A 24,344-nucleotide genomic window follows, 5' to 3' on the forward strand; every position below is an offset into this window, starting at 1 on the left:
TTCCCCAGTCCGCACCGTCAGACCCATAAAGCCGAAAGCCAGCCCCGGTTCCGGAGCTGGCTTTCTGTTCAGACTAGCAACATTTAAAACTGCCTTTTCCGCCATAGCGTGCCTCTTGCCGCTCGCGGAAAAACTCCGCATAGCTCATCGGCGTCTGCTCTGGATGGTTGAGACGAAAATGCTGGACATAATTGTCGTAGTCAGGCACCCCAATCATCAATTTGGCGGTCTGACACACGCATTTTCCGGCGCGCAGCACGGTTGCAAACATCTCATCTCTCCTTCTTCTTCGCTGAACTGCGACGAGAAACCGGATGCCGGCTCAATGACCGCGCACCAATTGTTCCTGCCAGTTTGCAGGCAGCGGCTCGTAAGGCACTTCGCGGATACTCGGTTCCTTCTTCTTTAACGCAGCCATTGCAGTCCTGATGGAAAAGATCGCAAGCACAACAACCACCACCATGAAGAATGCCGTCAATGTCCCATTGATGGTGTTATTGAGTGCATCATGGGAGGTCTTTGCATTGCGCGCAGCAGCAAAAAAACCAATCTTGTCGCTGAAGATTTTTTGCCAGCCCGCCGTCATTGTGCAGACAAACAACCAGATCGCCGGCAACAGAGCCACCCAGACATAACGCTCCCGCTTCATCTTCACCAGAACCACCGCACACAGCATCAAAGCCATACCCGCCAGCATCTGATTGGCAATGCCAAACAGCGGCCACAGCGTGTAGATGCCGCCTTTTGGATCAATGGCGCCCTGATAAACGAAATATCCCCAGCACAGAACCACCAGGCCTGTTGCCAGAACATTGGCAAACAGACTGTCGGTTTTGCGGAGATTGGGATGCATCATGCCCAACAGATCCTGCAGCATGAAACGGGCCGATCGCGTGCCGGCATCCACGGCGGTCAGGATGAACAGCGCCTCGAACAGGATGGCAAAATGGTACCAGAACGACATATCGAGCCAGCTGCCAAGCGCATTGTGCAGAATGTGCGCAATGCCCACAGCCAGCGTCGGCGCACCGCCCGCCTTGGCAACAATGGAGGTTTCGCCAACATCCTGGGCGATGGCCTGCAAGGCTTCCGGGGTGATGTGGAAACCCCAATTGCTGACCACAGTCGCCGCCGATTGCAGAACGTCCTGGGTGCCGTCCGGCGCCAGGACCGCCAGCGGCGTGTTCATGGCAAAATAAATGCCCGGATTGATGACGCAGGCACCAATCAGCGCCATGATCGCGACAAAGGATTCCATCAGCATGCCGCCATAGCCGATGTAGCAGCTCTGATCTTCATTCGCCAACATCTTGGGCGTGGTCCCAGACGAAATCAGCGCGTGAAAGCCGGACACCGCACCACAGGCAATCGTGATGAACAGGAACGGGAAGATATCCCCACTCCATACCGGTCCGCTGCCGTCGGTAAAACGCGTCAATGCCGGCATTTCCAGCACAGGGCGCAGGATGACAATGCCAATCGCCAGCGCAATGATGGTGCCGATCTTCAAAAAAGTCGACAAGTAATCACGCGGCGCCAGCAACAGCCAAACCGGCAACACCGCCGCCACAAAGCCATAGACAATGATAATGCCGGTCAGCGTGGTGGCTTCAAAGGTGAACCAGGACGCATAGGCGCTGTCCTTGATCCATCCGCCCGACACGATCGCAAATAACAGCAGCACGACCCCGATCAGCGAAACCTCACCGACGTGGCCCGGCCGGATATAGCGCAGATACACCCCCATGAACAAAGCCAGCGGGATCGTGAACCCGACCGTATAGGTACCCCAAGGGCTTTCAGCCAGCGCCTTAACCACCACCATGGCCAGGACGCCAAGAATGATGATCATGATCATGAAACAGGCCACAAGCGCGATCACCCCCGCCGTGTTGCCCATTTCTTCACGCACCAGTTCGCCCAAAGAACGGCCATCGCGACGGGTGGATATGAACAGGATCATGAAATCCTGCACGGCCCCTGCCAGAACACAGCCCGCCAAAATCCACAGCATGCCCGGCAGATAGCCCATCTGCGCCGCCAGGACCGGACCAACCAGCGGACCGGCGCCGGCAATGGCCGCAAAATGATGCCCGTAAAGAATATGCTTGTCGGTTGGAACGTAATCCAAACCGTCATTGTGCCGAAAGGCGGGGGTCATGCGGGTTGAATCGGCCCGCAGCACGGAATTGAGGATGAAGATCCCGTAAAGCCTGTAGGCAATGAAATAGATGCAGACCGCGGCAATGACGATCCACATCGCATTGATTGGCTCGTCGCGGTTGAGCGCGATGAAACCGAGAGAAAACGCGCCCAGAATTGCAATAATGATCAAAATGAAGGTTGTTAATGCTGATTTTGGTCTGGAGACCTGCATAACCTGCCTCTTTAAAACAGAGAGAAACCCGTCCGCGTCGACCCTGTCCGACGATCATCACAATGTCAAATTTCGGCAGGTGCCGTTCACAGGAATCTGCGGCAGAACCGTGTTGGCGGTATGTCAACCTATGCGCAGCCTCCGCTGATTTCGCCCGACAGCGTGGCGTCTTTGTTGAATGATGGACCAAATTTCGATGAAGCACTTGCTCAATTATCGCAGACCTCAAGAATTAAATTTGAATAATAAGTCTGTAAAATTCACATAGTTACGCCGTGTTCTTCACCAGTAACTGAATAGTCAAATTTCTTCATATCAATCTTTATATCTAATGTTTCTACTATTATTTCAGTCATTTCATTTCTGAGCTCGCATGCATAATAAATGAGCGGAGAACCTGTTTCTGCCAGGCTTACCGTATGCTTTAAGCTATGAGAATTGCATCACATAGAAATCGTATCATCGCTCCTGTACTTTCAATAATATTCAGACGATACCATCCTAGAAAGTCGCACCTAAAATTGAACCGAGTTGCTTTTTCCATTCTTCACCCCACGCCACTGCACCTGGCTGCCAGCCAGTCGCGAGCGAGCAACTCATCATGTATGGCAAGATGACTGGCGCACAAAAACTCAAGCATTTCGGCAAAAGCTTAAATGTGTGACGCGTTGCAATACAACGCGAAATGAAAACAGGAGCTATCCCTTGTCCTCTCGCATCCCAACATTGCCTCGAACACAATTTCACAACCATAATAGGCGGGGGCGGATGGTGAGCGTCATGGAGAACAAGTCTATTAATGACAGGAAAAGATCCGCGATAGATACGGAAATCAATGGGACCAAACAAGGTTTTAAACGAAGATGTTGATGACTTAGGAATGCATAATTTGGGTGTCGCCGGGAGCAACTACAGCAGCTGTTACTATCGGGCTTAACGTTTCTAGGATGGCCGTTTACCGCTCTTTACCCACTCAAAAACTTTGCAAACAGGAGTTCCCTGTCCCTTATTGAGTGGTGAAGAGCGGAGCCCGTGCCGACTACGCTTTCTTTATTAAAGCGTTTTATTTTTGTATCTGGAGGTTTGGTCGATGGATCAACGAGTTGCAATGCTGGCGGCAGCGTTGGCATGCACTGCGAATACCCGCCAGCTGAGGCAGCGATGTTACAAAGCCTCCATAGCTTTGATATGCGCTGTCAATTTTGCTAATTCATCGTCGATCATCTGAGTATCAGCATTTCCGTAATATGGATCACTAGGGAAGTGCCAGCTGTCTCCATCAACCTCCATCTTGGAAATGTTCTCTTCCACACCCGCAAGTGCCTGGCGTGCACGATCCGTGAAGTCGCTGGCGCAAAGAGGCGTCCAGAAAGAAGGAACGTCAGCACGCTTGCTGGACTTTTCAAGATCGCTTTCTTCTGCTTTCGATTGTGCACATAGTGTAGCTGCGGTGTTCAGAAGGCCCTCGAGGCGAGACTTCGTTTGGGCAAGCTTCGTCTTTATCTGATCTAATGCCGCTTGCTTTTTTTGCAGCTGCTCGGCTTTCTCGCGCTTCTGCTTCGCTTCCGCTGCTTCCTTTGCCGCTACTTCAGCGTCTGCTCGAATTTTCGTGAGCCGCTCCGCAAACGCAATGGTTTCAACTTGCTGGAGGGTGAGTTTCATCGGGTTCAGTTTAGGATCGGATAGCCGCGCGGTAATATCCTTTCGGCACCCCGTCTTCATCGGCCCCGCAATTTGTTCCGGCATATCCCTGTAGATTTCCTTGTCTATCCCAGAAATCAGCCGGACACATTCTTCTGTGCCTTTTGAAACTGTTGGTAAGACGTCTGATGATGAGAAGAGAGACCCGCCAGCGAAAAGCTGCAAAATCTGTGTGTCAGACATTTCAGGCAAGGAATCCCAGCATCCACTGAGTACAGAAGCAAACACTAAAGGGAGAACGAGTTTGAATTTGGATTGCATGAGAAATTTATTCCTTGAAAAAGATTTATGATTGGTCCAGAAATCCGTTGTTGTCAGGCTTCGACATTGGCCACCCTTCTGCGTTCCAGGGCCGATACTCAAATTGATTATGCTGTCGAAGTCATTCAGCCCCCGAAAAATGTCATCGCCGCCACGGCGCAGAACTTCTTCCTGGAATCCTCAACTTCTGCCTTTGTTGGAGGTTATCTTTCTAGCCGCTGGCTTGGGTGGTCACCATCCCTCCACGTTCACGTACCGGTCAAACGCAATACGCAGTCTGGCCTTACGAGCATCGACCTTGTGCGAGCACAACATCCAACGGAACCGGCAAAACCTTTAGAAAAACTTTATTCCTCCGCTGTGCCTCAAAAAGCCCTGTGGATCGCTGCTCTGATACCGAATTACAGGCTGGAGGGAGCAAGGCCAATTGCAAGCAATGGGGAGATAGATCAGCGGTCCCTGTTGAGCGCTCATGCTAAAATAATACCACGGATAGAAACGCTGACTGATCCAACGAGCATAAAGGTAATATCGTCAAATCTCGGGCCAAAGCCGGATGACCTGACAGCTGCAGCACAGGATCTCTGGCCTGCCAAGATGCGTTAAGCTCGCCCAATTGACACTGGTGTTTCTGGCATTCATTAACTAGGAATACATACTAAAACCGCGCTCTGCGAGGAATCTGATCCAACGATATTGGGTCGTCGGACAATACGCTGCGAGCTGCGTCCCCTCCCAATTTCGATTAACACTCAACATATGCAGGAGGGCTCGAGCACAGACCGCTCCCTGACGAGTTCGACAGGTTGACGGATGGTCGAAATAGGGGCGCGAAGCTGCCGATTGTGCCAATGCCTCATCATTGCCATAGGTACAGACAGATATTCGCGAGTTCTAGCGAGCCTTCAGACCTTCTGTCACGTCGTCTCCGTCGACCTTTAGCGGAACCAGGATCTTGAAACTTCTCCGGTGCCCACCTTGAAACTTAATGTCTCGGAGAGATCCGATCGAATAGACCGACCCGAGCGTCGGTCTTTCTCATCGGCGTATTGTGCTCTTAGCGTTGCTGCCGCGGCCTCAACTCGATCGTAAATGGGTCGATCTCTTTCATAGTCAGGAGGGCATTCACTCGCCGCGCCGCCGCGCCAGCGCGGAACCACTTCGATGCTGCGGCCATATTGAAACGCGGGCGCCGACGCCCCTCCTGAGGCTTTGATGCCTCTGTCACAACCTCAACGATCTCATCGATCCGATAGAGTCCGCCAGCGACAGGATAAGGCATTTTCCGCTGCTGGAGCGCCTGCCGCTGCACTTGAAGCTTTTCAGCAACGTCAGCCAGACTTACCAGATCAGGCCGGACCTCGCGAAGGGTGGTGCCTTCGGGGAGCGTTTTGATCAGCGACCGTGCCGCATTCAGAATCACGCTCTCTGCGTCATCACCTTCGGCCTCCAACTCGACGCCCAGCAAGCCTGCGGTACCAGTCCCCACCAAAGCGTCCTCGAAGCCAGCTTCGAAGATGGAATCTGACAACACAAATGGATCCTGCTCCCCGTCAGGGAGCGCGAAGACCAACTCGAATTCGAATTCTTCAGCCATCGACACCACCTTGGTCATTTTCCTTAAGTTTCACGCAGGCAAGAGCCTTCTGACGGAGCTTCTTCGCGTGTTGCTGAGGGTTTTTTGGTGTCGACCAGACCGACATCTGGCAAAACTCACCACAGCGACAATCCAGATCATTGGCAGGGCATCGCAGGATACCCCAGCAATGCCCTTTTCCCTCGATCAGATTCCACCCGAGCTTTTCAAGCTCCTGCAGAACACCCTCAATTTCCTTCGACCTGTGCTTCTTTCAGGGCATAAATATAGACCCTGCTCTATTAGCTTGTCAATCGACAAGCTAAATTGGAAGATCCATCAATCAGACTGGACACAATATCCTTAACTTGTTCGTGTGTAATCTGGCAGATTATAGTGATACGCCATCTCAAAGCACAAAAATTCGAGTCAGAGCGATGGCGCAATACCCCCGCACCTAGCAACAGCAGTGCCGTATCCAGACGCACAACAGGATAAGCCTATCCTCTTTAAATCTGGACATCGATTTCCCTTCGATCATGCTCCATGCGTCGTCTGGTGTACTGGCGGCCGTCAAATCCGGTAATGTGCCAGCTGCGACATCACAACCGCTGTGGCTACGATGGCTGTGCACAACAACAGTGTTGATTGCCATGGCTCAAAGGCTTATGAAAACCGCAAACCTGCAACAATCACGCGGTGCGCAGTCTTTTCGCGCCCCTTCAAATAGAGCGTCGAGATCACAATGACCCTTTACATGGATTACCTGGCTGAGATCAAAAGCAGACAACCGCAAGGTCTTGATCCAAAGCCGATCGATGATGGCGGGCTCGTTGCGGAAATCATTGCTCTGATCGAAGACACCGAAAATCCGCTCCGCGCCGATGCCCTGAAATTCTTCATCTACAACACGCTGCCAGGAACCACGGCGGCAGCCGCAGTCAAGGCCGCGTTTCTCAAACAGATCATTCAGGGTGAAAAGACCGTCGCGGAGATTTCGCCAGACTTCGCGCTCGAACTTCTCTCCCACATGAAGGGCGGCCCGTCGATCCGCGTGCTTCTCGACATCGCGCTCGGCGATGATGCGGCCCTCGCCGTCAGGGCCGGCGAAGTCCTCAAGACACAGGTCTTCCTTTACGACGCCGACATGTTCCGCCTGCGCGACGCTTTTGAAGCCGGCAACGCCATTGCAAAGGATGTCCTTGAGAGCTACGCCAAGGCCGAATTCTTTACCAAGCTTCCCGAAGTGGATGACGAGATCAAGGTGGTGACCTTCATCGCTGCCGAAGGTGATATTTCCACCGATCTGCTTTCGCCCGGTAATCAGGCCCATTCGCGCTCGGATCGTCAGTTGCACGGCCAGTGCATGATCACGCCTGAAGCCCAGCAGGAAATCGTCGCGCTGCAGAAGCAGCATCCCGACAAGCGTGTGATGATGATTGCCGAAAAGGGAACCATGGGCGTCGGCTCATCGCGCATGTCCGGCGTCAACAATGTTGCGCTTTGGACCGGCAAGCCGGCAAGCCCCTACGTGCCCTTCGTCAATTTTGCACCGATTGTCGCCGGGACTAACGGTATTTCGCCGATTTTTGCGACCACCGTCGATGTGACCGGCGGCATCGGTATCAATCTGAAAAACTGGACCAAAAAGACCGGTGACGACGGAAAACCAATCCTCAACAATGATGGCAACCCGATCCTCGAACAACAATTCTCGGTCGACACCGGAACCGTGCTGAAGATCAATGTCAAAGACAAGGCGCTCTGTGACGAACAGGGCAATGCGCTGGTCGATGTCAGTTCCGCTTTCACGCCACAGAAAATGGAATTCATGAAGGCCGGCAGTTCCTACGCCATCGTGTTCGGCAAGAAGCTTCAGACATTTGCCGCCCAGACCCTCGGCGTCGATGTCACGCCGGTCTTTGCTGCCAACAAGGAAATCACGGTCGAGGGCCAGGGCCTGACCGCGGTTGAAAAAATCTTCAATCGCAATGCGGTCGGAGTCACGCCGGGCAAGATCCTGCATGCGGGCTCGGATGTTCGCGTCAAGGTCAATATCGTCGGCTCGCAGGACACAACCGGCCTGATGACCGCCCAGGAACTCGAAGCCATGGCAGCGACCGTGATCTCGCCGCTAGTTGACGGTGCCTACCAGTCCGGCTGCCACACGGCTTCGGTCTGGGATAAGAAAGCTCAGGCCAATATCCCAAAGCTGATGAGCTTCATGAACAATTTCGGGCTCATTACTGCCCGCGATCCAAAAGGCGTCTATCATTCCATGACCGACGTCATCCACAAGGTGCTCAACGATATCACTGTCGACGACTGGGCCATCATCATCGGCGGCGACAGCCATACCCGTATGTCGAAAGGCGTGGCCTTTGGTGCAGATTCCGGCACGGTCGCGCTGGCGCTTGCCACCGGGGAAGCGACAATGCCAATCCCGCAATCGGTCAAGGTGACGTTCAAGGGCAGCATGCAGCCGCATATGGACTTCCGTGACGTCGTACACGCAACCCAGGCGCAGATGCTCAAGCAATGCGGTGACAATGTCTTCCAGGGCCGGATCATCGAAGTCCATATCGGCACCTTGCTTGCCGACCAGGCGTTCACCTTCACCGACTGGACGGCTGAAATGAAGGCCAAGGCCTCGATCTGCATCTCCGAAGACGAGACGCTGATCCAGTCACTCGAGATCGCCAAGTCGCGCATTCAGATCATGATCGAAAAAGGCATGGAAAACGCCGCGGGAACGCTGCGCGGACTGATCGCCAAGGCCGACGCCCGCATTGCCGAAATCCGTTCCGGCGAGAAGCCCGCTTTGGCACCCGATGCCAATGCTCGCTATTTCGCCGAGGTGGTGGTCGATCTCGATCTGATCGATGAACCGATGATTGCGGATCCCGACGTCAACAATGCCGATGTCTCCAAGCGCTATACCCATGACACCATTCGCCCGGTGTCTTATTATGGCGGCACCAAAAAAGTCGATCTCGGCTTCGTTGGCTCGTGCATGGTGCATAAGGGCGACATGAAGATTGTCGCACAAATGCTCAAAAATATTGAGAAAAACGAAGGCAAGGTTTCGTTCAAGGCCCCGCTTGTCGTCGCCGCACCGACCTATAACATCATTGATGAATTGAAAGCGGAAGGCGATTGGGAAATCCTGCAGCGCTATTCAGGCTTCGAATTCGATGACCTGATGCCAAAAGCTGCGGCGCGCACCGAATATGAGAATATTCTCTATCTCGAACGTCCAGGCTGCAATCTGTGCATGGGCAATCAGGAAAAGGCCGAGAAGGGCGATACTGTTCTGGCGACATCCACCCGGCTGTTTCAAGGCCGCGTTGTCGAAGATGCCGCCGACAAAAAGGGAGAATCGCTGCTCGCTTCCACACCAGTCGTGGTTCTCTCGGCCATTCTTGGCCGCACCCCAAGCGCTGAGGAATACAAAGCAGCTGTCGAAGGCATCGATCTGACGAAGTTCGCGCCACCAAAAACCGTTTCCCTCGACGCTTTGTCGGTGCACTACTAAGCCTTCCGGGACCAAGTCATCCCATCAGGCCTCGCCCCATGAGATGTCATCGGGCGAGGTTATTTTTTTGCAGTCACTCTTTTGATCGCACGCCTTCTCCCGCGCATCCAGAAATGTCCGGCGCGGACCTCGCCTGGTTTGCGCACCGGCCCCGTGCAGACCCTTCACCATTTCCCCGATCCATATCGCCCTTTGCGCGCTCACCTTTGCGCGGAACGCAGGCGGTCCCGGCGGCACAGCGCCATGCGGCCCCGCCGTTTACTGCGCAATTTCCTGTCGCAACAGCGTGGATCTTAAGAAAAAACGAAAAGCCTTCGCGCCAACGCATTGCAGTTTATTGCCGGATCGGTATAGGAAGGGCTTTCAGTCAATGCCGTGCGCGCGACGATGGCAAAGGAACAGTGACGGTTCTGCAGTCCCCCCGCTTCGTGCGCCTGGAGGAACGTTTATGAGAAAAATACGCATCCCCCTCGAACTTAAGACCGGCCAGGGCCGACATGGATAAGAGCCCGATCGCGCACAGGCAACCCACGCAAAGCGCCCCCGCCATCAATCTCAAAGACGTGCAAATCTCCTTTTCGCTCGCCAATGGCGGTCGCTTCGACGCCGTCGCGGAAAGCAATCTGCAGGTTGCCGATAATGAATTCGTCGCCATTGTCGGGCCGACCGGCTGTGGCAAGTCGACCTTGCTCAATGCCGTCGCGGGTCTGTTAGTGCCGGCACAGGGCAGTGTCGAGATTGAGGGCCAACCACTGCGTGGTCTCAATCGCAAGGCCGGCTATCTGTTTCAGCAGGATGCATTGATGCCGTGGAAAACTGTGCTCGAGAATGTGGCAATCGGCCTCGAGGTCGCGGGCACGGCAAAGGCCGAGGCCCGTCGAAAGGCGGAACAATGGCTCAGCAAGGTTGGACTGGCCAATTTTGGCGATCGCTATCCGCATATGCTTTCCGGTGGTCAGCGCAAGCGGGTCGGCTTGGCCCAGGTGCTGATCCGCAATCCAAAATATCTGCTGATGGATGAACCATTCGGGCCGCTGGATGCGCAAACCCGGGTGATCATGGGCGATCTTCTGCTGGATCTGTGGTCTCAGGACAAGAAGGCTGTGATGTTTGTCACCCACGATCTCGAAGAAGCGATCGCCCTTGCGGATCGGGTGGTGATCATGTCGGCGGGTCCGCGCGCCCGCATCCTCGCTGAATATCCGATCCCATTGGCGCGTCCGCGCGAAATTTCAGAAATTCGCCTGCACGACAAATTCCATGAAATCCATCGCGAAATCTGGAACGCTCTGAAAGAGGAAGTTCTCAAGGCCTATCAGCAGACAAGCGGAGCACCCACATGAAAAAGCCGGCATTATTTCTGGCGCAGCTCAGCGTCGCGCTCGTTCTGCTGGTGATCTGGCATGTGTTCACAGCAACCCATCTGCTCGGCAATCCGGCCAAAAGCCAGTTTTTCTTTTCAACGCCGCTCGATGTGGCCGCGCGCATCTATAAATGGTTCGTCGAGGGCACGATCTGGTATCATCTCGGCATCACCCTGCTGGAAGCCATGCTGGCATTCTTTATCGGTTCGGCCGGTGGTGTGCTGATTGGTTTCTGGTTTGCGCGAAAGCCGGTTCTGGCCGCAATATTCGATCCCTACGTAAAAGCCGCCAATTCATTGCCCCGCGTTGTTCTGGCACCGATTTTTGCCCTGTGGCTTGGCCTTGGCATCTGGTCCAAGGTTGCGCTTGGCGTATCGCTGGTATTCTTCATCGTATTCTTCAATGTCTATCAGGGCGTCAAGGAAGTGAACCAGACCGTTTTGTCGAACGCCCGCATGCTCGGCATGAACGAACGTCAGCTGCTGCGCAATGTCTATCTGCCATCCGCTTTGTCCTGGATGTTCTCAAGCCTGCACACCGCCGTCGGATTTGCTGTGGTCGGCGCCGTGGTCGGTGAATATCTCGGCTCATCAGCCGGTCTCGGCTATCTCATTCATCAGGCGGAAGGCGTGTTCGATGTCACCGGCGTCTTTGCCGGCATGTTCGTGCTGACCGCTTTTGTGCTGTTGATCGACTGGGTGGTTTCCCTGGCCGAAGAGCGGCTTCTGATCTGGCGTCCCAAAACGGCAGGCGCGCATGGCGCCTGAAACCGGGCGCTTACAACATATTTCAAGGAGGAAAGCCATGAATTTTACCCGCAGAGACCTGTTGCTCGGCGCAGCAGCGATGGGGATTGCCGGCCTCGCAGCACGTCTGCCCGCCTATGCCCAGGACGCGTCGGCAACCCCGGAAAAACCAGAACTGATGTTTGGGGTCGGTGGCAAGCCGCTATTTTATTACCTGCCACTGACCATTGCCGAGCGCAAGGGCTTCTTCAAGGAGGAAGGCCTTGCGGTCACCGTCAATGATTTTGGCGGTGGCGCAAAATCGCTGCAAGCCTTGATCGGCGGTTCGGTCGATGTGGTCACCGGGGCTTATGAACACACCATCCGCATGCAAAATCGCGGGCAGGATATCAAGGCAATCTGCGAGCTTGGTCAGTTTCCCGGCATCTGCATCGCCGTACGAAAAGACCTGGCCGGCGAGATTAAAACCATCGCCGATCTCAAGGGACAGAATGTCGGGGTAACGGCACCGGGATCATCGACGTCGCTGTTTTTGCAATATGCTTTGATCAAGAACGGCCTTTCACCCGACGACGTATCCATCATTGGCGTGGGGGGTGGTGCCAGCGCCGTCGCAGCGGTCAAGAAGGGGGAAATCGCTGCCCTTGTGCACCTCGATCCGGTCATCACCCGCCTCGAAGTGGACGGCGACATTTCGATCCTTCTCGATACGCGAACCGAAGCCGGAACCCGCGCTTTGTTTGGTGGCACAAACCCTGCCGCCATCACCTATGTCCAACAGAGCTTTATCGACGCCAACCCCATTACCACCCAGCGCGTTGTCAATGCTTTCGTCAAATCGCTCAATTGGATTCATCAGGCATCAGCCGACGACGTCGCCGATACAGTGCCGGAAGAATATCTGCTCGGCGACCGCGCGCTCTATAAGACCGGCTTCGAGAAATCACGCGCCATGTATTCCGAAAAAGGCATCATCGCCGCCGATGGCTTCGACAGCATGATGAACATGCTCAAGGCGCTGGATCCGGAACTGGCCAATTCGAAGATCACATTCGCACAGACCTTTGATCCGCGTTTTGCTGAGGCGGCCAAAGTGTAACGGCCGCTTTCGTTCCGGCAGTCCTGCTGCCGGAACAGCTTCGCCCAGCCTTTTGGGCGGTCAAAAGCAGCCCAACAGAATCCACAGGCCCATCGAACCAATTGCCCCGGCGCGCGTTGAAGCATTGAGAATCTTGCGCGAAGGAAATTGAATTTGACGCAGCAGACAGCAACGCAGAACCGCCAAGTGCGGCAGTCCAAACCCTATTGGCAACAGACTCCCAGAATTACCGTTACGACCCGACAGAAGCCTGCGCGCAAAGTCTATGATGTGGTCATTGTCGGCGCCGGCGTCAGTGGTGCATTGATTGCGCAGGCATTGATGGACGGGAAACGAAAAATCGCAATCTTTGACCGTCGCCAGCCGGTGTTCGGCAGTACGATGGCCAGCACCGCCATGCTGCAGCATGAGATCGATGTCCCGCTGTTCAAGCTCAAGTCGCGTTTGCCAGCAGCGCATGCCGAGCGCATCTGGCTGCGCTCGGCGGACAGTGTCGAGGCCTTGATCAAACTGACCCATGATCTCGGTATTTCCTGCTCCATGCAGCGCAAGAAGGCGCTTTATCTGGCGGGTGACACCTATGGCGCACGCGCGCTGAGCCAGGAAGTCGAAGCGCGGCAGGCGATTGGTCTTCGTGCGGAATTTCTTGGCGCCCACACATTGAAACAACGGTTTTCGATCGAAAGGACGGCTGCAATTGAAAGCGATCTGTCAGCCTCGGCCAACCCCGCCCAGTTGACAGCCGGCCTGTTGCGTCACTGCGTCAAAGGTGGGGTCGAAATCATTCGCGACACCGAGATCACCGATTTTCTCAGTCTCAACGATCAGGTCGCGCTTGCAACCGCGCAAGGCGCAGTGCTCAGTGCCGGCGCGGTTGTGTTCTGCACCGGCTACCAGTTCCTGAAAGTCCTGGCGCATAAAAATCACCAGATCATCTCGACCTGGGCAATCGCTGGTCGCAAGCAGGCGGCTCCTCCTGCCTGGCTCAAGGACTATCTGGTCTGGGAGGCTTCCGATCCCTATCTTTATTTTCGCACGGCCAGTGATGGCAGGCTGATCGCCGGCGGTGAGGATGAGGCGTCCGCAGATGCGTTCGAGGACCCGGAGAAAGCCGCGGCCAAAAGCCAAAAAATCGCCCGAAAAATCAGCGCGCTGATCGGCTGTGATGTCGGCAAGCCAGCCTATCAATGGTCGGCGGCCTTTGGGTCGACGCCAACCGGTACGCCGATGATCGGAGCGGTCCAAGGCCATCCCAATGTCTATGCCGCGATGGGCTACGGCGGCAATGGCATCACTTTCAGCAAGATTGCAGCAGAAATCCTTGCCAAGGCGCTTGCCGGAAAACAAGACAAGGACGCAGCGCTGTTTGCCTTTCGCTGACGCGTGACGCTGCCCGCTGGCTGGCAGCGACCTGCAGCGCCAACTTGACGAAAAAGCGCACGGAACAATCCGGACGCGACACGGTTACCCTTCAGAGCCGCGGCAGCAGTTGGCCTATCGGCCTCTGGAAGGCGCCAACGGCTCTGTGTCCGCCAAGCGGGGAAGCCAGGCGTCGATTACCCGGCAAAACTGTAGGATTTCAACGGGAGTAGCAACATGACCGCTAACCACACCGATCCCCTCACCCAGGATGAAGACATCAAGTTTCTGGCTGAAAATTCCGATCTATCACCGCTTCAGGCCAAGGCACTGATTGAGAAATTTGGCCGCGATCGGGAAAAATTGCTTGAAGAAGCCAAGAATTTCAAAGCGGAAAGCTGAGCGCCATTCGCCCCTCAACCCAGAACCGGCTAGACGCGGTAGCAGAAAAAATACCACGGTGCTGCCGCCCGGCGCGTTTCACGTTGGGTCCTGATCTTGCGGGCCATTTACAAACAGCCGTGAATATCCCGCGCGTGTTCGTCTGAAAACCAGCGTCTGAGCAACAGCCTCACGCACTCTCGGCACCGACATGGCGCAACCACTTCAAAGCGATCCGCTCATCGGGGTCGAGCTGAGGCGCAACCACACGCAGACGGGTGGCCGCTTTGATCGTCGCAGCCAGCTCACCCTCTTGCCATTGCTCGACAACAAGCGGATGAATATAGGAACGGCGACAGACCGCACGGGTATTGCAAAGCCGTTGCGCGATCCTGTCGATTTCGGCATTCAAGGCCCGTTTGGTCGCAGCCACAGTTTCAGGCCGCGGCACATCCGCCAAGCCCTTCAGCGCCGAGGCAGTTGCCGCCCAGGTCCGAAAATGCTTGGAGGTAAAATCTGCCTGGGTGACCGCCCGAAGATAGGTATTGATATCCTGCGAGGTGATCGTGTGGCGCTGCCCGTCTTCATCGAGATACTGAAACAGGTGCTGACCGGGGAGTTCGTGCAGCGAGCGAATGATCTTTGCGATCCGCTTGTCGGAAATCTTCAGGTTCCAGTCTTTTCCGGATTTGCCCTTGAAAATCAAACGAAGTCCCGTGCCATCATTCTTCAGGTGCCGGTTGCGCAGGGTCGTCACACCGAAGCTCTTATTGGAGCGCGCATAGTCCGGACTGCCAACGCGCAGCAGCAACCGGTCCATCAGCCAGACGATGGTGGCAATCACTTTCTCGCGGCAAAATGCGCGCCGCCGCATATCCGCATCGACCTGTCGACGCAGACTGCTCAACACGCTCGCAAAGGCGCCGAGATTGGAGAATTTTGTCTCACCCTGCAGGGCTGACCAATCGGTATGATAACGATATTGCTTGCGACCGCGGGCGTCCCTGCCCGTTGCCTGAATATGGCCATTAGAATAGGGACATATCCAGACATCGTCCCAGGCGGGCGGAATTGCCAGCGCTGCGATGCGCTGCTCAATCTTTGCGGAAACCTTGCCGCCGCCGCTGCGCTGATAGGCGAAGCCCTCTTCTACGCGCAGTCGCTCAATGCCGGGGTCGCTGTCGCTGACATAACGCAGGCCGCGCGCGCCCATTGGGGCTTGTTCGGGAGCAGAAGCGGTCGATCTGGTAAGCAAGAAACACCTCGCACGGTTGGCACAGCTAAGACCTGCAGCCACTAACGCGGATCAAGCCAGCTGGGTTCCCATCGATCAGGCCCGCGGGGAACCAACCCCCGAATAAAGAGTTCAATCCTCCAATCAGGGTGTTAAGCGAGGCCCTTCAGCCGGGCTGCAATCGACAAGGAAAAAGGCCGTGCCCAGTGCATTTTGGAAAGGCTATCTCAAACTCTCGCTCGTCACCTGCGCGGTTGAATTGCGCCCGGCCACCAGCGACAGCGAGCGCGTGCGCTTTCATACACTCAACGAAAAGACCGGAAATCGGGTGGTCAGTCGGTATGTCGATCAACAGAATAAGAAACCGGTGCGCGACCAAGACCAGGCAAAAGGGTTTGAGAAGGCGGAGGGCGGCTATATCCTGCTTGAGGACGAGGAGCTGGAAGCGGTTGCGCTCGAAAGCACCCGAACCATTGATATTGACCGATTTGTGCCGCAGGACAGCATTGGCTGGATCTGGTATGATAAACCGCATTTTCTCTCCCCCGCCGACAAAGTGGGTGCGGAAGCTTTTGCAGTCATCCGGGAAGCCATGACGCGCTCAGCCGTCTCCGGCCTTGCACGTCTTGTCATGTATCGCCGTGAGCGCGCCGTCCTGCTTGAACCGCGCGATAAGGGCATTGTGCTCTGGACGCTGCGCTATGGCGATGAAGTGCGCGATGAAAAGGAATACTTCGCCACAGTCGATACGGCCAAACCGGACACGAAAACGCTCACCATGCTGCGCAGTCTCATCAAAGAGAAGACGCAAGACTGGAACGAAGACTTGCTGACCGATCCGGTGCAGAAAAACTTGAAGCGCATGATCGCTGCCAAGAAAAAGAAGACCAAACCCCAAGCCGAAAGCAAGCGTCAGACCAAAACGCCGGAGAGCGGGAATGTGATTGATATTATGGAGGCGCTTCGCAAAAGCCTTAAGGCGGATCTTAAGAATTAATCATCCCGCCTTGCACGAAAATAGGAGCTGCCAGCCATCTGAAAGCGGCCGGCGCTTGCCAAGCCGCAGCCGTCGATCAGACCAAACCGCAGAAGCGCGCTTTGCTGATCGACTGGGGCCGCCTGAGCGATAAGACCTGCATCAATCCCAGCAGACGACGATCCCATGACCCTCCGAACGCGATCGCCTCAAGCGCGCCGTGTTTTTCCGAAGGCCTTTCTAACTTGCCTTCCTGGCACTGCCCTTTTTAGCAACAGGCTTTTTTGCACCCGCCTTGGGAGGCGCAGATTTCTTGCCGCTGGAATCCAGGCCAGCACTTTTGCGCAGCGCTTCCTTCAAATCAATCACCTGCGCCGATTTTGGCTGCGCCGGCTTCTTGAATGGCTTGCCGGCAATTTTCGCCTTGATCAGATCTGCAAGTGCCGCATCATAACGATCATCAAAGCCTGCCGGATCAAAGCTCCCCATCTTGGTGGTAATGATATGTTGGGCAAGCTCCAGCATTTCCTTGTCGAATTTGAAATTGCCGATGTCAGAGAAAGCCTCCTTTGCCGAGCGCACTTCGTAATCGAAATTCAGTGTGGTGGCCAAAAGTCCGTCGTCATAGGCGCGGATCAGTAGCTTGCGGGCGCGTCGAAACAACACCGCTTCGGCGATCGCTGCAACCTTTTGCAACTTCATCGCCTCGCGCAGCAAGGTAAACGCTTCCTGATCGTCATCGGTGGGGGCGAGGTAATAGGGGCGGTCCAGATAGACGTCATCAATGGCATCGCAGGCAACAAAACACAGCACATTGAGCGTCTTGTCACTCTCGGGAACCGCGGCTGCGATGTCCTCGTCGGAGAAGCTGACATAGCTGCCGGAAGCGATTTCATATCCCTTGACCTGGTCCTCGCGCGCCACCGGCTTGCCCGTATCGCTGTCAACAAATTCGCGGTTGAGCCGGTTGCCGGTCTTGCGATTGATCAGGTGAAAAGACACACGCTCTGCCGTGGAAGCTGCCGTATAAAGGGCAACTGGACACAAAAGCTCGTCGATCTTGATCTGTCCCTTCCAATTTGCCCGCGGAGCCATCTTCACGCTCCATCCTCGTGCGACGCTCTGCCACCCATACGCTTTAAGACGCGCTCAAGGACAAATCCAGCGCCCAGCAACACCGGCAGACCGAGCAGCACGATCCAGAATAATAACCATCCCATAGCGACGCCTCCCTTGGCTGTGACAGGCTATGATAAGACGACAGCCGATGAAGGCCCGCCGACGTGATTGCCAGAACAACCCGTTGCCGGAAAAATGGTTCCGCATGCGCCGCAAAACCCGACCCGTTTGCGCACTAAAAAACCCGACCCGTTTGCGCACTAAAAAGCATAGGCGCCCGCCTCGCGACACCCAGCCCATGCGATCGTGCGGACGCCGTTTTGAGACGCCTGCCGAGTCAAACGGCTGCTTTCTCTTTAAACCTTTCCTCCATGGACCTCCCCTGTTTGGACAGCTCTATCCCTTGCCTGAGTGGTCGCTGCATCCATCGAGTGCTATTCTCACACAAGCGAGACGAGGGAACGAAGGCGTGATCTGGTCGTTTAGAAAAAACTCGCGGCACAAAATTGCGGCAGTTGGAGGCTTTGATGAGGAATGTCGATAGGAAGGATCGTCTGATCCTGGCTCTTGCAGCATTGCTGCGCGCTGAACGCGAAACCCGTGGCGCGCTGGAGGCCGCACTTCAGAACGATAGCGTCAACATCGAGACATTGCGCGCCATCCTGGCCGACCCCGTTCCAGTCATCACGGAAGATGATATTCTGGTCGCCGAGGAACTTGCTCAATCAAGACAGCTGCCACCCATCCATCTCAGAGGCAGGGGTCTGAATACGCCCAAAGGCTCCGCGCCCGTCTGAGCGCAGCTGGCCTCTCGCTCGGCTTAAATCGCAAGAGATAGCTATATGAACGGTTCCCGGCTTTTCTTAATAAACCTAAAGGGCTTTCTAAGCGAATTTTTTCAGCTAGCCCCTCCTTCAGCCACTCAGCACCCCAGCGGCACCAGCCAGTATTACAGATCGATCGCAATACGCTTGCCCTCTGGTAGAGTGACATCTAACGCAAGCTCACCGCCCCCGACGCTGCAACATAACGCTTAAACGTGGAGACTATCGGGTCGTTCTCAGCCTTTTCCAGCTTCACGACAGCAGGCTGGCTAAGGCCGAGTGCAGCGGCCAGTTGCTTTTGCGACACGGTCAATTCTTCCCGCAGTCGTGCAAGGGTGATTTCCTGACGGAGTTCAGCGCCAAACGCACAGATCTCGCCACCCGTGAAAATTAACGGATCAATGACGCCCAACCAGCGCCGCGATTTCCGCTCGTCCCCGGCGAACACCTCATTCCTGCACGCCCTCGGTTCTCGGCAAAGCCGAAGCATCCGATCTTTCTTTAAAAAAACACAGGTGACATGAAACAAAGCCCACCCTTGGAGGTTCGGTCCCCGTGCGCTTGCAAAGAAGCATGCCGCATCGACACAGAATTCTAAGGAGGAGCCCCAAATGGCCAAGGCAAAGCAACGCAATCTCGATGATCTGTTTTATGATACCCTGAAGGATATCTACTACGCCGAACGCAAGATTCTAAAGACGCTGCCCAAAATGGCGCGCGCTGCCAGCGATCAAAAGCTGAAAGCCGCGTTCGAAACCCACCGCGATCAGACAGAAACCCATGTCGAACGCCTGCAACAGTGTTTTGAACTGCTCGGGAAACGCGCGCAGGGCAAAACCTGCGATGCCATTGAAGGCATCATCGCCGAAGGCGAAGAGATCATCGAGGAATTCTCCGACAGTCCAGCCCTTGATGCCGGCCTGATCTCCTCGGCACAGGCAGTTGAGCATTATGAAATCACCCGCTACGGCACCCTCAAACGCTGGGCGGAGACGCTGGGCCACAAGGACATTGCCAAGCTTCTCGATGCGACATTGCAGGAGGAAGGCCAGACCGACAAGGATCTGACCTCACTTGCGGAAACCTCGGCAAACGCCACCGCACAAGCTGCCTGAGGGAGCGCTTCGACCCGGGCGCTTTGCCGTCCGGGTCGTGTGCTTCATTGTCGCCGCGCGTGTTGGAACGCATTTTTTACAGGACGCGCAGGCAATGGGTCAAACCTTGAAAACAGCGACGCGATCGGCAGAGCAGCAAGGAAAGCAAGATGGCTTGTGTAAGCGGACTTTTTGACAGCTATGACGAGGCCTTCGATGCGATGGCAGCTCTTAGCGAAGCCGGGATTGACCCTGCGGATGTAGGCCTTGTCACCAACCATACAGTTTTTGAGACATGCCGCCAGGCCAGTCTCTGTGCGACCACACCTAAGCCATCGCCGGTAGCCCAAGGTGATCCGCGTTCCGCGCCCCAGGAAAGTTCTGTGGTCGAAGCTCTCGGTATCATGACGCTTCCCGGTATTGGCGCGGTGGCGGCGCTCGGCTGGGTGACCGCGTCCCTGGTCGGCGTCGCAGGCTCGGCACGCAGTGGTTCGCAGCCGTTAAGCCTCGCCACCACATTGCAACAAAGCGACATTAGCGAGCGCGACGCTGAAACATACAGCGAAGCGCTGCGCCGCGGCAGCACGCTGCTGCAGGTTCGCTGTTCAAATGAAGCCGTCGGGAAGGTCGAAGCCCTGTTGGACGAGTGGGGCAGTGTTAAAATTGACGAACGCCGCGATCTCTATGTTGCCGAGGGCTGGATCGCCTTTGATCGCACCATGCCACCCCTCACCCTCGAAGAGATCGAACGCGATCGCCGCATCAGAGGAGCTGGTTGATGAAAAAGATCGATCCCAACCAAGCGCGCCAAGGACCCCGAGGCAGGCCGGTTCTGCTCGTCCTGGTGGTCAGTCTGATCCTTGCCATGCTCGTCTGGGGCGCAGTCGCGTTCTATGGCCAGATGCTTCCGGGCAGCGGTTTGATGGATGACGCGGAAAAGCCGCCGGCTTCTTCGCCCTCTCAACCCCCGCCCTCGGCCACCGGGCGTCAATAGAGAACGCGAGAGCCCTGTGAAGGTTCTGGCAGGCTTCAACCCATCGCTGTCGAGCGCATGGCCGTAAAAGGACAAGCAAGGAGCGGCTTAATGCGTTCACTCAAAGCGGCAGGATCGGCCCTCAGATCGCCCTGCAGGATAGCCCGCCTTCAAGCCGTCAACACGCTGACAAGACAGCGGCCGCGTGCCTCGGCGCTCAGCCTTTTTCCGCCGCAGCCAGAGTTGCGGCAATCAATCTCCCAGGCGTTCTGCACAGTGGCGGCAGCAGCGGGAATGCGTTGGCTCTCGGACCTGTTCGCTGCCCAACGCGGTCAACGCACGCAGATCAAACACGCTTGTATTCCAACGCCATATTTCCCGTAGCCTGCCCTTTCCCGCAGGCGCGATGGCGACACCCGACAGCGGGTGTTCCGACAAGCCGACAAATCGTGAACGATATTACAGGGGTCAGTTCGGAACATCGCAACAGCCTCGCGGTTAAGCTTTTGTCATGCCCGACAATACACCGATTTCTCTCGCGCAGTTTTGGCTGCCTGAGCCGGGCCATGTCCAGAAAGGCTACAGCAATGGATAGCAGGTCCCCACCCGATATCGCGCCCGATTACGTCCCCGATTATGTGTTGGAGCCGGACCATCTCGTGGCGATGATCCCAGCCCTGCGTGCATTTGCGCGCAGATTTTACAACCAAAAGGAGGACGCCGAGGATCTGGTCCAGGAAACGCTCGTCAAGGCGATCGCCAATCGCAGCAAATACGCGCCCTACGCGCCATTGAAATCCTGGTTGTTCACGATCATGCGCAACACGTTCTGTACGCGAATCCGCATGCAGACCCGTGAGGCACCAGGTCTGGCGGACTGTGTTTCGCAGGACCTTGTCAGCAAGGCTTCACAGCACGACGCGCTCGAAGCACATGAGGTTCGATTGGCGATCGAAACCTTGCCGGATAAATACAAGCGCGTTCTCGCTCTGGTGGTGTTTGAAGGCAAATCCTATGAACGAACTGCCGCACTCTGCGCATGCTCGATCGGCACGGTGAAGAGCAGGCTGCATCGCGCTCGCCACAAATTGCACGCCATCGTTGACGCTGAGCGCTAGAAAAAGGCGCCCTGCGCAAAAACGATGGGTGCGCGCCTTGTAATTTTCGTCCAACCATGGCCAACTCTCTGTAATGGTTCATTCAATCCGTGGCATGTCGCATCTTTTTGGCGACAAAAAAATACTCATTTTTGAAGATGGCTTCCTCCTGTCAGAGGAAGCGCATCAGAAACTTGTGCAATGGGGTACGCACATTCTCGGTCCCGTCAGTACCGCAGATCGCGCCCTCCGCTACGTACGCACTCAACCGGTCGATGCCGTGATCTTCGATGTTGCGATCGAACCGGAGGCCGTCCTTCAGGTTGTCTCGGCGCTCGAGCATCACGATATCCCTTTTATTTTCGCCGTTTCCAGCAATCCAAGTCTGGATGGACAACGCTTTGCCGGATTTATACTGAGCGCCCTCGACGATGATCTGGCAACAATCGCTACCGCCTTGTTCGGACAGCGCCACCGGGTCCAATAAACGTTCCCTGCGACAGGTAGACCCTGCAATATCTCCGATTTTCACACCGATCCGCAACCGCGCTTCCAACGCTTGCGGGCTTTGTTTTTATCTCGCGCCACCCCGGCGCGGTGCTCGCGGCAATTATGTCTGCTATCGTACAGAAAAACAATGGCGGATCAGGGTGTTATAGATTGTTGCTCGTCAAAGAGAATCGAGGGGGCGACGCCGTGCGAAGCGCGTCCAATGCCCAAAAGTAGGATACATGGACGGCATCAGACACGTGCAGAACCGGATACTCAACAGCCTGCCTCCCGACATATTTAGCGCCATTCTACCGTCTCTGGAACCCGTAACGCTGGAACGCGGCCAGGTCCTCGTTACCGCAGGCCAGCCGATCGACTATCTCTATTTTCTGTGCAATGGCATCGGCTCTGTCATCACAGTCTCCGCAAGCGGACTGCTGGCGGAAGCCGGCATGGTCGGACGCGAAGGCTTCGGTCCGACATCACTTGCGGTGGGTGCCAGCAAAAGCATCCATCAGATTGTCATGCAGGTTGGTGGATACGGCCATCGCATCACAGCCAAAGCGGCGCGCACCCATATCGAACGACACCGCCTGTTCGCCACTCTTCTCGCCCGCTATCTGCAGAGTTTTTCTTCGCAGGTCTCCTACACCGTCTGGGCCAATGTCAACCTGAATATCCACGAACGGCTGGCCCGCTGGCTGCTGATGTCCCATGACAGGACCGATGGCGATGAAATCATCCTGACCCATGATTTTATCGCACTGATGCTCGGAGTCCGACGGCCCAGTATTACAACCGGACTGCATATGCTGGAAGGAAAGAAACTCATCCGCTCCGAACGCGGCCGTATTACCATCCGCGATCGAAAGGGTTTGGAGGAATTTGCCGGTGAAGCCTATGGCAAACCGGAGGAGGAATATTGTCAGCTTTTTGGCACCCATCTCTAGCGCAGGCGTGGGCGAAGCCTGCGGCTGCGTGCCTGTCCGAGAACGCCGCGAAAATGAAACCCCATCCCCGCACAACTGCTCTCTGCCCCGCCTTCCGCCTTGGTAAACGTCACGAGGCAAAAGGCTCCGCCAAACCTACAGCGTTGCTTGGATAACGCGGTTTGGCTGCGCCTTGAGCCAGCTCGCGGGCTGGCTCGACCGCAGCGCTTGCGAGACAAGCTTTACCATCCTCGTCCATGCGTGGCCAACGCGGTCAACCTGGCTCGTCAGGCTCTGCTCGATCATTCTGGCGTGGGCAACAGCGCTTGCCCGGCAACATCGACAAAACCCGCGCTGTGTCTGCCTCCTACCCCATTGCTCATGCAGGCTGAACGCGGCTTTCCGTGCGCAGGTCCTGCATCAGCCGGCGATATTCCTGTTCCGCCCACCCATAAGCGCCGCCAGCATAGGCCTCAAGCGCCTTGCGGTCGCGTATGATGATGTTGTTGCGCAAGGAGCGGATCAGCCCGAGACCCTCCAAAACATGCAGGGAGGTGGTCACGCTGGGGCGGCGCACCGCCAGCATGACGGAAAGAAATTCGTGTGTCAGTGCGATTTCAGAGCCCGCAATGCGGTCATCACACATCAAAAGCCAGCGCGCCAGACGCTGATTGATTTCATGAACGGCATTGGTCACAGCGGTCGAGGCCAGCTGAACCGAGAACGCTTCAATCGCCCGGATCATCACCTTTGCGAAGCTGCGGCTTGTCTCCATCTGCGCACGGAAGCGATCATAGGCAACGGCGTATCCCTGCCCCGCCACCTGCATTGTCACATCATAGGAACTCGTCTCGACACCGGCGACAGCCGAAGTCGGCACATATCCATCAAGGCCAAAAAGCCCGGCCTCCGCGCGGTGGCCTTCCCTGGTCGTCACAATCACCGAGCCAATGCCAGCCGTCAGAAAGTAAACAGTCTCTATTTCCTGGCCCGCTCGCGCCAGAATATGACCGCGGGGGAGTTCGAGAAAGCGCGCATGCCCGGCAATCGCATCATAATCAGTCTGCGACAGCAGCGACAAAAGCCGGTTTTCCATATTCTGGAGCTGGGGAAATGTCATCGAAACTCTGCCTCGTTTTGCGCACCACCCATCAAAAACAAAACGACCTGGATTTTGTTCCCGCTCTCCTGCTCGCGCGGCCAAGGG

At 55.8% G+C, this 24,344-nt stretch carries 25 protein-coding genes; 15 read left to right on the forward strand and 10 right to left on the reverse strand.

Annotation, left to right across the window (positions count from 1 at the left end; all coding sequences use genetic code 11):
• Nucleotides 1-73: 73 nt before the first annotated feature.
• The 3 genes from ABWV94_RS21960 to ABWV94_RS21970 all read right to left on the reverse strand — a co-directional run bounded on the left by ABWV94_RS21960 (nucleotide 74) and on the right by ABWV94_RS21970 (nucleotide 4,339).
• A complete protein-coding gene (locus tag ABWV94_RS21960) occupies nucleotides 74-271 on the reverse strand; it encodes a YbdD/YjiX family protein (RefSeq protein ID WP_113496491.1) in 198 nt (65 codons plus the stop codon).
• Between the two features lie 51 nt (nucleotides 272-322).
• Complete coding sequence (locus tag ABWV94_RS21965) at nucleotides 323-2,377, reverse strand: carbon starvation CstA family protein (protein ID WP_113496492.1); 2,055 nt, start codon at nucleotides 2,375-2,377, stop codon at nucleotides 323-325.
• Between the two features lie 1,164 nt (nucleotides 2,378-3,541).
• Nucleotides 3,542-4,339 carry a hypothetical protein gene (locus ABWV94_RS21970; RefSeq protein WP_353415339.1) on the reverse strand — a complete coding sequence of 266 codons (798 nt, stop codon included), beginning with the start codon at nucleotides 4,337-4,339 and terminating at the stop codon, nucleotides 3,542-3,544.
• Nucleotides 4,340-4,366: 27 nt separating this feature from the next.
• On the opposite strand from ABWV94_RS21970, the gene ABWV94_RS21975 reads away from it, so the two are divergent.
• Complete coding sequence (locus ABWV94_RS21975) at nucleotides 4,367-4,945, forward strand: hypothetical protein (protein ID WP_353415340.1); 579 nt, start codon at nucleotides 4,367-4,369, stop codon at nucleotides 4,943-4,945.
• A 451-nt stretch (nucleotides 4,946-5,396) separates the two neighbouring features.
• Here ABWV94_RS21975 and ABWV94_RS21980 read toward each other — a convergent pair whose 3' ends face one another.
• On the reverse strand, nucleotides 5,397-5,936 hold the full coding sequence (locus tag ABWV94_RS21980) for a hypothetical protein (RefSeq protein ID WP_113496494.1): 540 nt from the start codon (nucleotides 5,934-5,936) through the stop codon (nucleotides 5,397-5,399).
• 724 nt (nucleotides 5,937-6,660) lie between these two features.
• On the opposite strand from ABWV94_RS21980, the gene ABWV94_RS21985 reads away from it, so the two are divergent.
• From ABWV94_RS21985 to ABWV94_RS22010, 6 genes are all read left to right on the forward strand, one after another.
• Nucleotides 6,661-9,450, forward strand: a complete 2,790-nt coding sequence (locus tag ABWV94_RS21985; RefSeq protein ID WP_353415341.1) for a bifunctional aconitate hydratase 2/2-methylisocitrate dehydratase — start codon at nucleotides 6,661-6,663, stop codon at nucleotides 9,448-9,450.
• Nucleotides 9,451-9,947: 497 nt separating this feature from the next.
• A complete protein-coding gene (locus ABWV94_RS21990) occupies nucleotides 9,948-10,793 on the forward strand; it encodes an ABC transporter ATP-binding protein (protein ID WP_113496497.1) in 846 nt (281 codons plus the stop codon).
• On the forward strand, nucleotides 10,790-11,581 hold the full coding sequence (locus ABWV94_RS21995; protein WP_113496498.1) for an ABC transporter permease: 792 nt from the start codon (nucleotides 10,790-10,792) through the stop codon (nucleotides 11,579-11,581). Before ABWV94_RS21990 ends, ABWV94_RS21995 begins: the two co-directional genes overlap by 4 nt.
• Before the next feature lie 37 nt (nucleotides 11,582-11,618).
• The gene (locus tag ABWV94_RS22000; RefSeq protein WP_353415343.1) at nucleotides 11,619-12,659 is read left to right on the forward strand and encodes an ABC transporter substrate-binding protein; all 1,041 of its coding nucleotides are present in this window, start codon (nucleotides 11,619-11,621) and stop codon (nucleotides 12,657-12,659) included.
• A 153-nt stretch (nucleotides 12,660-12,812) separates the two neighbouring features.
• Nucleotides 12,813-14,039 carry an NAD(P)/FAD-dependent oxidoreductase gene (locus ABWV94_RS22005; protein ID WP_113496500.1) on the forward strand — a complete coding sequence of 409 codons (1,227 nt, stop codon included), beginning with the start codon at nucleotides 12,813-12,815 and terminating at the stop codon, nucleotides 14,037-14,039.
• Between the two features lie 216 nt (nucleotides 14,040-14,255).
• On the forward strand, nucleotides 14,256-14,420 hold the full coding sequence (locus ABWV94_RS22010) for a hypothetical protein (protein WP_353415344.1): 165 nt from the start codon (nucleotides 14,256-14,258) through the stop codon (nucleotides 14,418-14,420).
• A gap of 169 nt (nucleotides 14,421-14,589) precedes the next feature.
• On the opposite strand, the gene ABWV94_RS22015 is transcribed toward ABWV94_RS22010, so the two are convergent.
• Complete coding sequence (locus tag ABWV94_RS22015) at nucleotides 14,590-15,654, reverse strand: DNA topoisomerase IB (RefSeq protein WP_353415345.1); 1,065 nt, start codon at nucleotides 15,652-15,654, stop codon at nucleotides 14,590-14,592.
• A 178-nt stretch (nucleotides 15,655-15,832) separates the two neighbouring features.
• Here ABWV94_RS22015 and ku (ABWV94_RS22020) point away from each other — a divergent pair, with 178 nt between their 5' ends.
• Nucleotides 15,833-16,630 (forward strand): non-homologous end joining protein Ku, encoded by a 798-nt coding sequence (ku, locus tag ABWV94_RS22020; protein WP_353415346.1) that lies wholly within the window; start codon nucleotides 15,833-15,835, stop codon nucleotides 16,628-16,630.
• Here ku (ABWV94_RS22020) and ABWV94_RS22025 read toward each other — a convergent pair.
• The 3 genes from ABWV94_RS22025 to ABWV94_RS22035 are packed head-to-tail and all read right to left on the reverse strand — an operon-like array spanning nucleotide 16,627 to nucleotide 17,829.
• Nucleotides 16,627-16,797 (reverse strand): hypothetical protein, encoded by a 171-nt coding sequence (locus ABWV94_RS22025; protein WP_162761647.1) that lies wholly within the window; start codon nucleotides 16,795-16,797, stop codon nucleotides 16,627-16,629. The two genes, ku (ABWV94_RS22020) and ABWV94_RS22025, sit on opposite strands and share 4 nt — an antisense overlap.
• A gap of 52 nt (nucleotides 16,798-16,849) precedes the next feature.
• Nucleotides 16,850-17,704, reverse strand: a complete 855-nt coding sequence (gene ku / locus ABWV94_RS22030; protein WP_353415347.1) for a non-homologous end joining protein Ku — start codon at nucleotides 17,702-17,704, stop codon at nucleotides 16,850-16,852.
• Nucleotides 17,705-17,706: 2 nt separating this feature from the next.
• Entirely contained in the window at nucleotides 17,707-17,829 is a 123-nt protein-coding gene (locus ABWV94_RS22035) for a hypothetical protein (RefSeq protein ID WP_353415348.1), read from the reverse strand.
• 426 nt (nucleotides 17,830-18,255) lie between these two features.
• Here ABWV94_RS22035 and ABWV94_RS22040 point away from each other — a divergent pair, with 426 nt between their 5' ends.
• Nucleotides 18,256-18,525 carry a hypothetical protein gene (locus ABWV94_RS22040; RefSeq protein WP_353415349.1) on the forward strand — a complete coding sequence of 90 codons (270 nt, stop codon included), beginning with the start codon at nucleotides 18,256-18,258 and terminating at the stop codon, nucleotides 18,523-18,525.
• A 196-nt stretch (nucleotides 18,526-18,721) separates the two neighbouring features.
• Here the strand turns inward: ABWV94_RS22040 and ABWV94_RS22045 are convergent, their stop codons facing one another.
• Complete coding sequence (locus ABWV94_RS22045; RefSeq protein ID WP_353415350.1) at nucleotides 18,722-19,000, reverse strand: helix-turn-helix domain-containing protein; 279 nt, start codon at nucleotides 18,998-19,000, stop codon at nucleotides 18,722-18,724.
• A gap of 163 nt (nucleotides 19,001-19,163) precedes the next feature.
• Here ABWV94_RS22045 and ABWV94_RS22050 point away from each other — a divergent pair, with 163 nt between their 5' ends.
• From ABWV94_RS22050 to ABWV94_RS22075, 6 genes are all read left to right on the forward strand, one after another.
• A complete protein-coding gene (locus ABWV94_RS22050) occupies nucleotides 19,164-19,667 on the forward strand; it encodes a YciE/YciF ferroxidase family protein (RefSeq protein WP_113496506.1) in 504 nt (167 codons plus the stop codon).
• Nucleotides 19,668-19,816: 149 nt separating this feature from the next.
• Complete coding sequence (locus ABWV94_RS22055) at nucleotides 19,817-20,425, forward strand: hypothetical protein (RefSeq protein ID WP_113496507.1); 609 nt, start codon at nucleotides 19,817-19,819, stop codon at nucleotides 20,423-20,425.
• The gene (locus tag ABWV94_RS22060) at nucleotides 20,425-20,640 is read left to right on the forward strand and encodes a hypothetical protein (protein ID WP_353415351.1); all 216 of its coding nucleotides are present in this window, start codon (nucleotides 20,425-20,427) and stop codon (nucleotides 20,638-20,640) included. The genes ABWV94_RS22055 and ABWV94_RS22060 overlap by 1 nt, the downstream gene beginning before the upstream one ends.
• 566 nt (nucleotides 20,641-21,206) lie before the next feature.
• Entirely contained in the window at nucleotides 21,207-21,737 is a 531-nt protein-coding gene (locus tag ABWV94_RS22065) for an RNA polymerase sigma factor (RefSeq protein ID WP_113496510.1), read from the forward strand.
• 94 nt (nucleotides 21,738-21,831) lie between these two features.
• Nucleotides 21,832-22,203, forward strand: coding sequence for a response regulator (locus ABWV94_RS22070; protein ID WP_113496664.1), 372 nt, complete (start codon nucleotides 21,832-21,834; stop codon nucleotides 22,201-22,203).
• A gap of 244 nt (nucleotides 22,204-22,447) precedes the next feature.
• A complete protein-coding gene (locus ABWV94_RS22075) occupies nucleotides 22,448-23,158 on the forward strand; it encodes a Crp/Fnr family transcriptional regulator (protein WP_162761648.1) in 711 nt (236 codons plus the stop codon).
• 358 nt (nucleotides 23,159-23,516) lie between these two features.
• Here the strand turns inward: ABWV94_RS22075 and ABWV94_RS22080 are convergent, their stop codons facing one another.
• On the reverse strand, nucleotides 23,517-24,257 hold the full coding sequence (locus tag ABWV94_RS22080; RefSeq protein WP_113496511.1) for a Crp/Fnr family transcriptional regulator: 741 nt from the start codon (nucleotides 24,255-24,257) through the stop codon (nucleotides 23,517-23,519).
• Nucleotides 24,258-24,344: the final 87 nt, after the last annotated feature.

This window comes from Brucella sp. NBRC 12953, assembly GCF_040369775.1.
GTDB lineage: Bacteria > Pseudomonadota > Alphaproteobacteria > Rhizobiales > Rhizobiaceae > Brucella > Brucella pseudogrignonensis.

What these genes read in the sequence shown, in the direction of transcription:
- ABWV94_RS21960 (WP_113496491.1), bottom strand. Translation starts at nt 271, where the DNA reads ATGTTTGCAACCGTGCTGCGCGCCGGAAAATGCGTGTGTCAGACCGCC.
- ABWV94_RS21965 (WP_113496492.1), bottom strand. Translation starts at nt 2,377, where the DNA reads ATGCAGGTCTCCAGACCAAAATCAGCATTAACAACCTTCATTTTGATC.
- ABWV94_RS21970 (WP_353415339.1), bottom strand. Translation starts at nt 4,339, where the DNA reads ATGCAATCCAAATTCAAACTCGTTCTCCCTTTAGTGTTTGCTTCTGTA.
- ABWV94_RS21975 (WP_353415340.1), top strand. Translation starts at nt 4,367, where the DNA reads ATGATTGGTCCAGAAATCCGTTGTTGTCAGGCTTCGACATTGGCCACC.
- ABWV94_RS21980 (WP_113496494.1), bottom strand. Translation starts at nt 5,936, where the DNA reads ATGGCTGAAGAATTCGAATTCGAGTTGGTCTTCGCGCTCCCTGACGGG.
- ABWV94_RS21985 (WP_353415341.1), top strand. Translation starts at nt 6,661, where the DNA reads ATGACCCTTTACATGGATTACCTGGCTGAGATCAAAAGCAGACAACCG.
- ABWV94_RS21990 (WP_113496497.1), top strand. Translation starts at nt 9,948, where the DNA reads ATGGATAAGAGCCCGATCGCGCACAGGCAACCCACGCAAAGCGCCCCC.
- ABWV94_RS21995 (WP_113496498.1), top strand. Translation starts at nt 10,790, where the DNA reads ATGAAAAAGCCGGCATTATTTCTGGCGCAGCTCAGCGTCGCGCTCGTT.
- ABWV94_RS22000 (WP_353415343.1), top strand. Translation starts at nt 11,619, where the DNA reads ATGAATTTTACCCGCAGAGACCTGTTGCTCGGCGCAGCAGCGATGGGG.
- ABWV94_RS22010 (WP_353415344.1), top strand. Translation starts at nt 14,256, where the DNA reads ATGACCGCTAACCACACCGATCCCCTCACCCAGGATGAAGACATCAAG.
- ABWV94_RS22025 (WP_162761647.1), bottom strand. Translation starts at nt 16,797, where the DNA reads ATGGGATCGTCGTCTGCTGGGATTGATGCAGGTCTTATCGCTCAGGCG.
- ku (WP_353415347.1), bottom strand. Translation starts at nt 17,704, where the DNA reads ATGGCTCCGCGGGCAAATTGGAAGGGACAGATCAAGATCGACGAGCTT.
- ABWV94_RS22035 (WP_353415348.1), bottom strand. Translation starts at nt 17,829, where the DNA reads ATGGGATGGTTATTATTCTGGATCGTGCTGCTCGGTCTGCCGGTGTTG.
- ABWV94_RS22040 (WP_353415349.1), top strand. Translation starts at nt 18,256, where the DNA reads ATGAGGAATGTCGATAGGAAGGATCGTCTGATCCTGGCTCTTGCAGCA.
- ABWV94_RS22050 (WP_113496506.1), top strand. Translation starts at nt 19,164, where the DNA reads ATGGCCAAGGCAAAGCAACGCAATCTCGATGATCTGTTTTATGATACC.
- ABWV94_RS22055 (WP_113496507.1), top strand. Translation starts at nt 19,817, where the DNA reads ATGGCTTGTGTAAGCGGACTTTTTGACAGCTATGACGAGGCCTTCGAT.
- ABWV94_RS22060 (WP_353415351.1), top strand. Translation starts at nt 20,425, where the DNA reads ATGAAAAAGATCGATCCCAACCAAGCGCGCCAAGGACCCCGAGGCAGG.
- ABWV94_RS22065 (WP_113496510.1), top strand. Translation starts at nt 21,207, where the DNA reads ATGGATAGCAGGTCCCCACCCGATATCGCGCCCGATTACGTCCCCGAT.
- ABWV94_RS22070 (WP_113496664.1), top strand. Translation starts at nt 21,832, where the DNA reads ATGTCGCATCTTTTTGGCGACAAAAAAATACTCATTTTTGAAGATGGC.
- ABWV94_RS22075 (WP_162761648.1), top strand. Translation starts at nt 22,448, where the DNA reads ATGGACGGCATCAGACACGTGCAGAACCGGATACTCAACAGCCTGCCT.
- ABWV94_RS22080 (WP_113496511.1), bottom strand. Translation starts at nt 24,257, where the DNA reads ATGACATTTCCCCAGCTCCAGAATATGGAAAACCGGCTTTTGTCGCTG.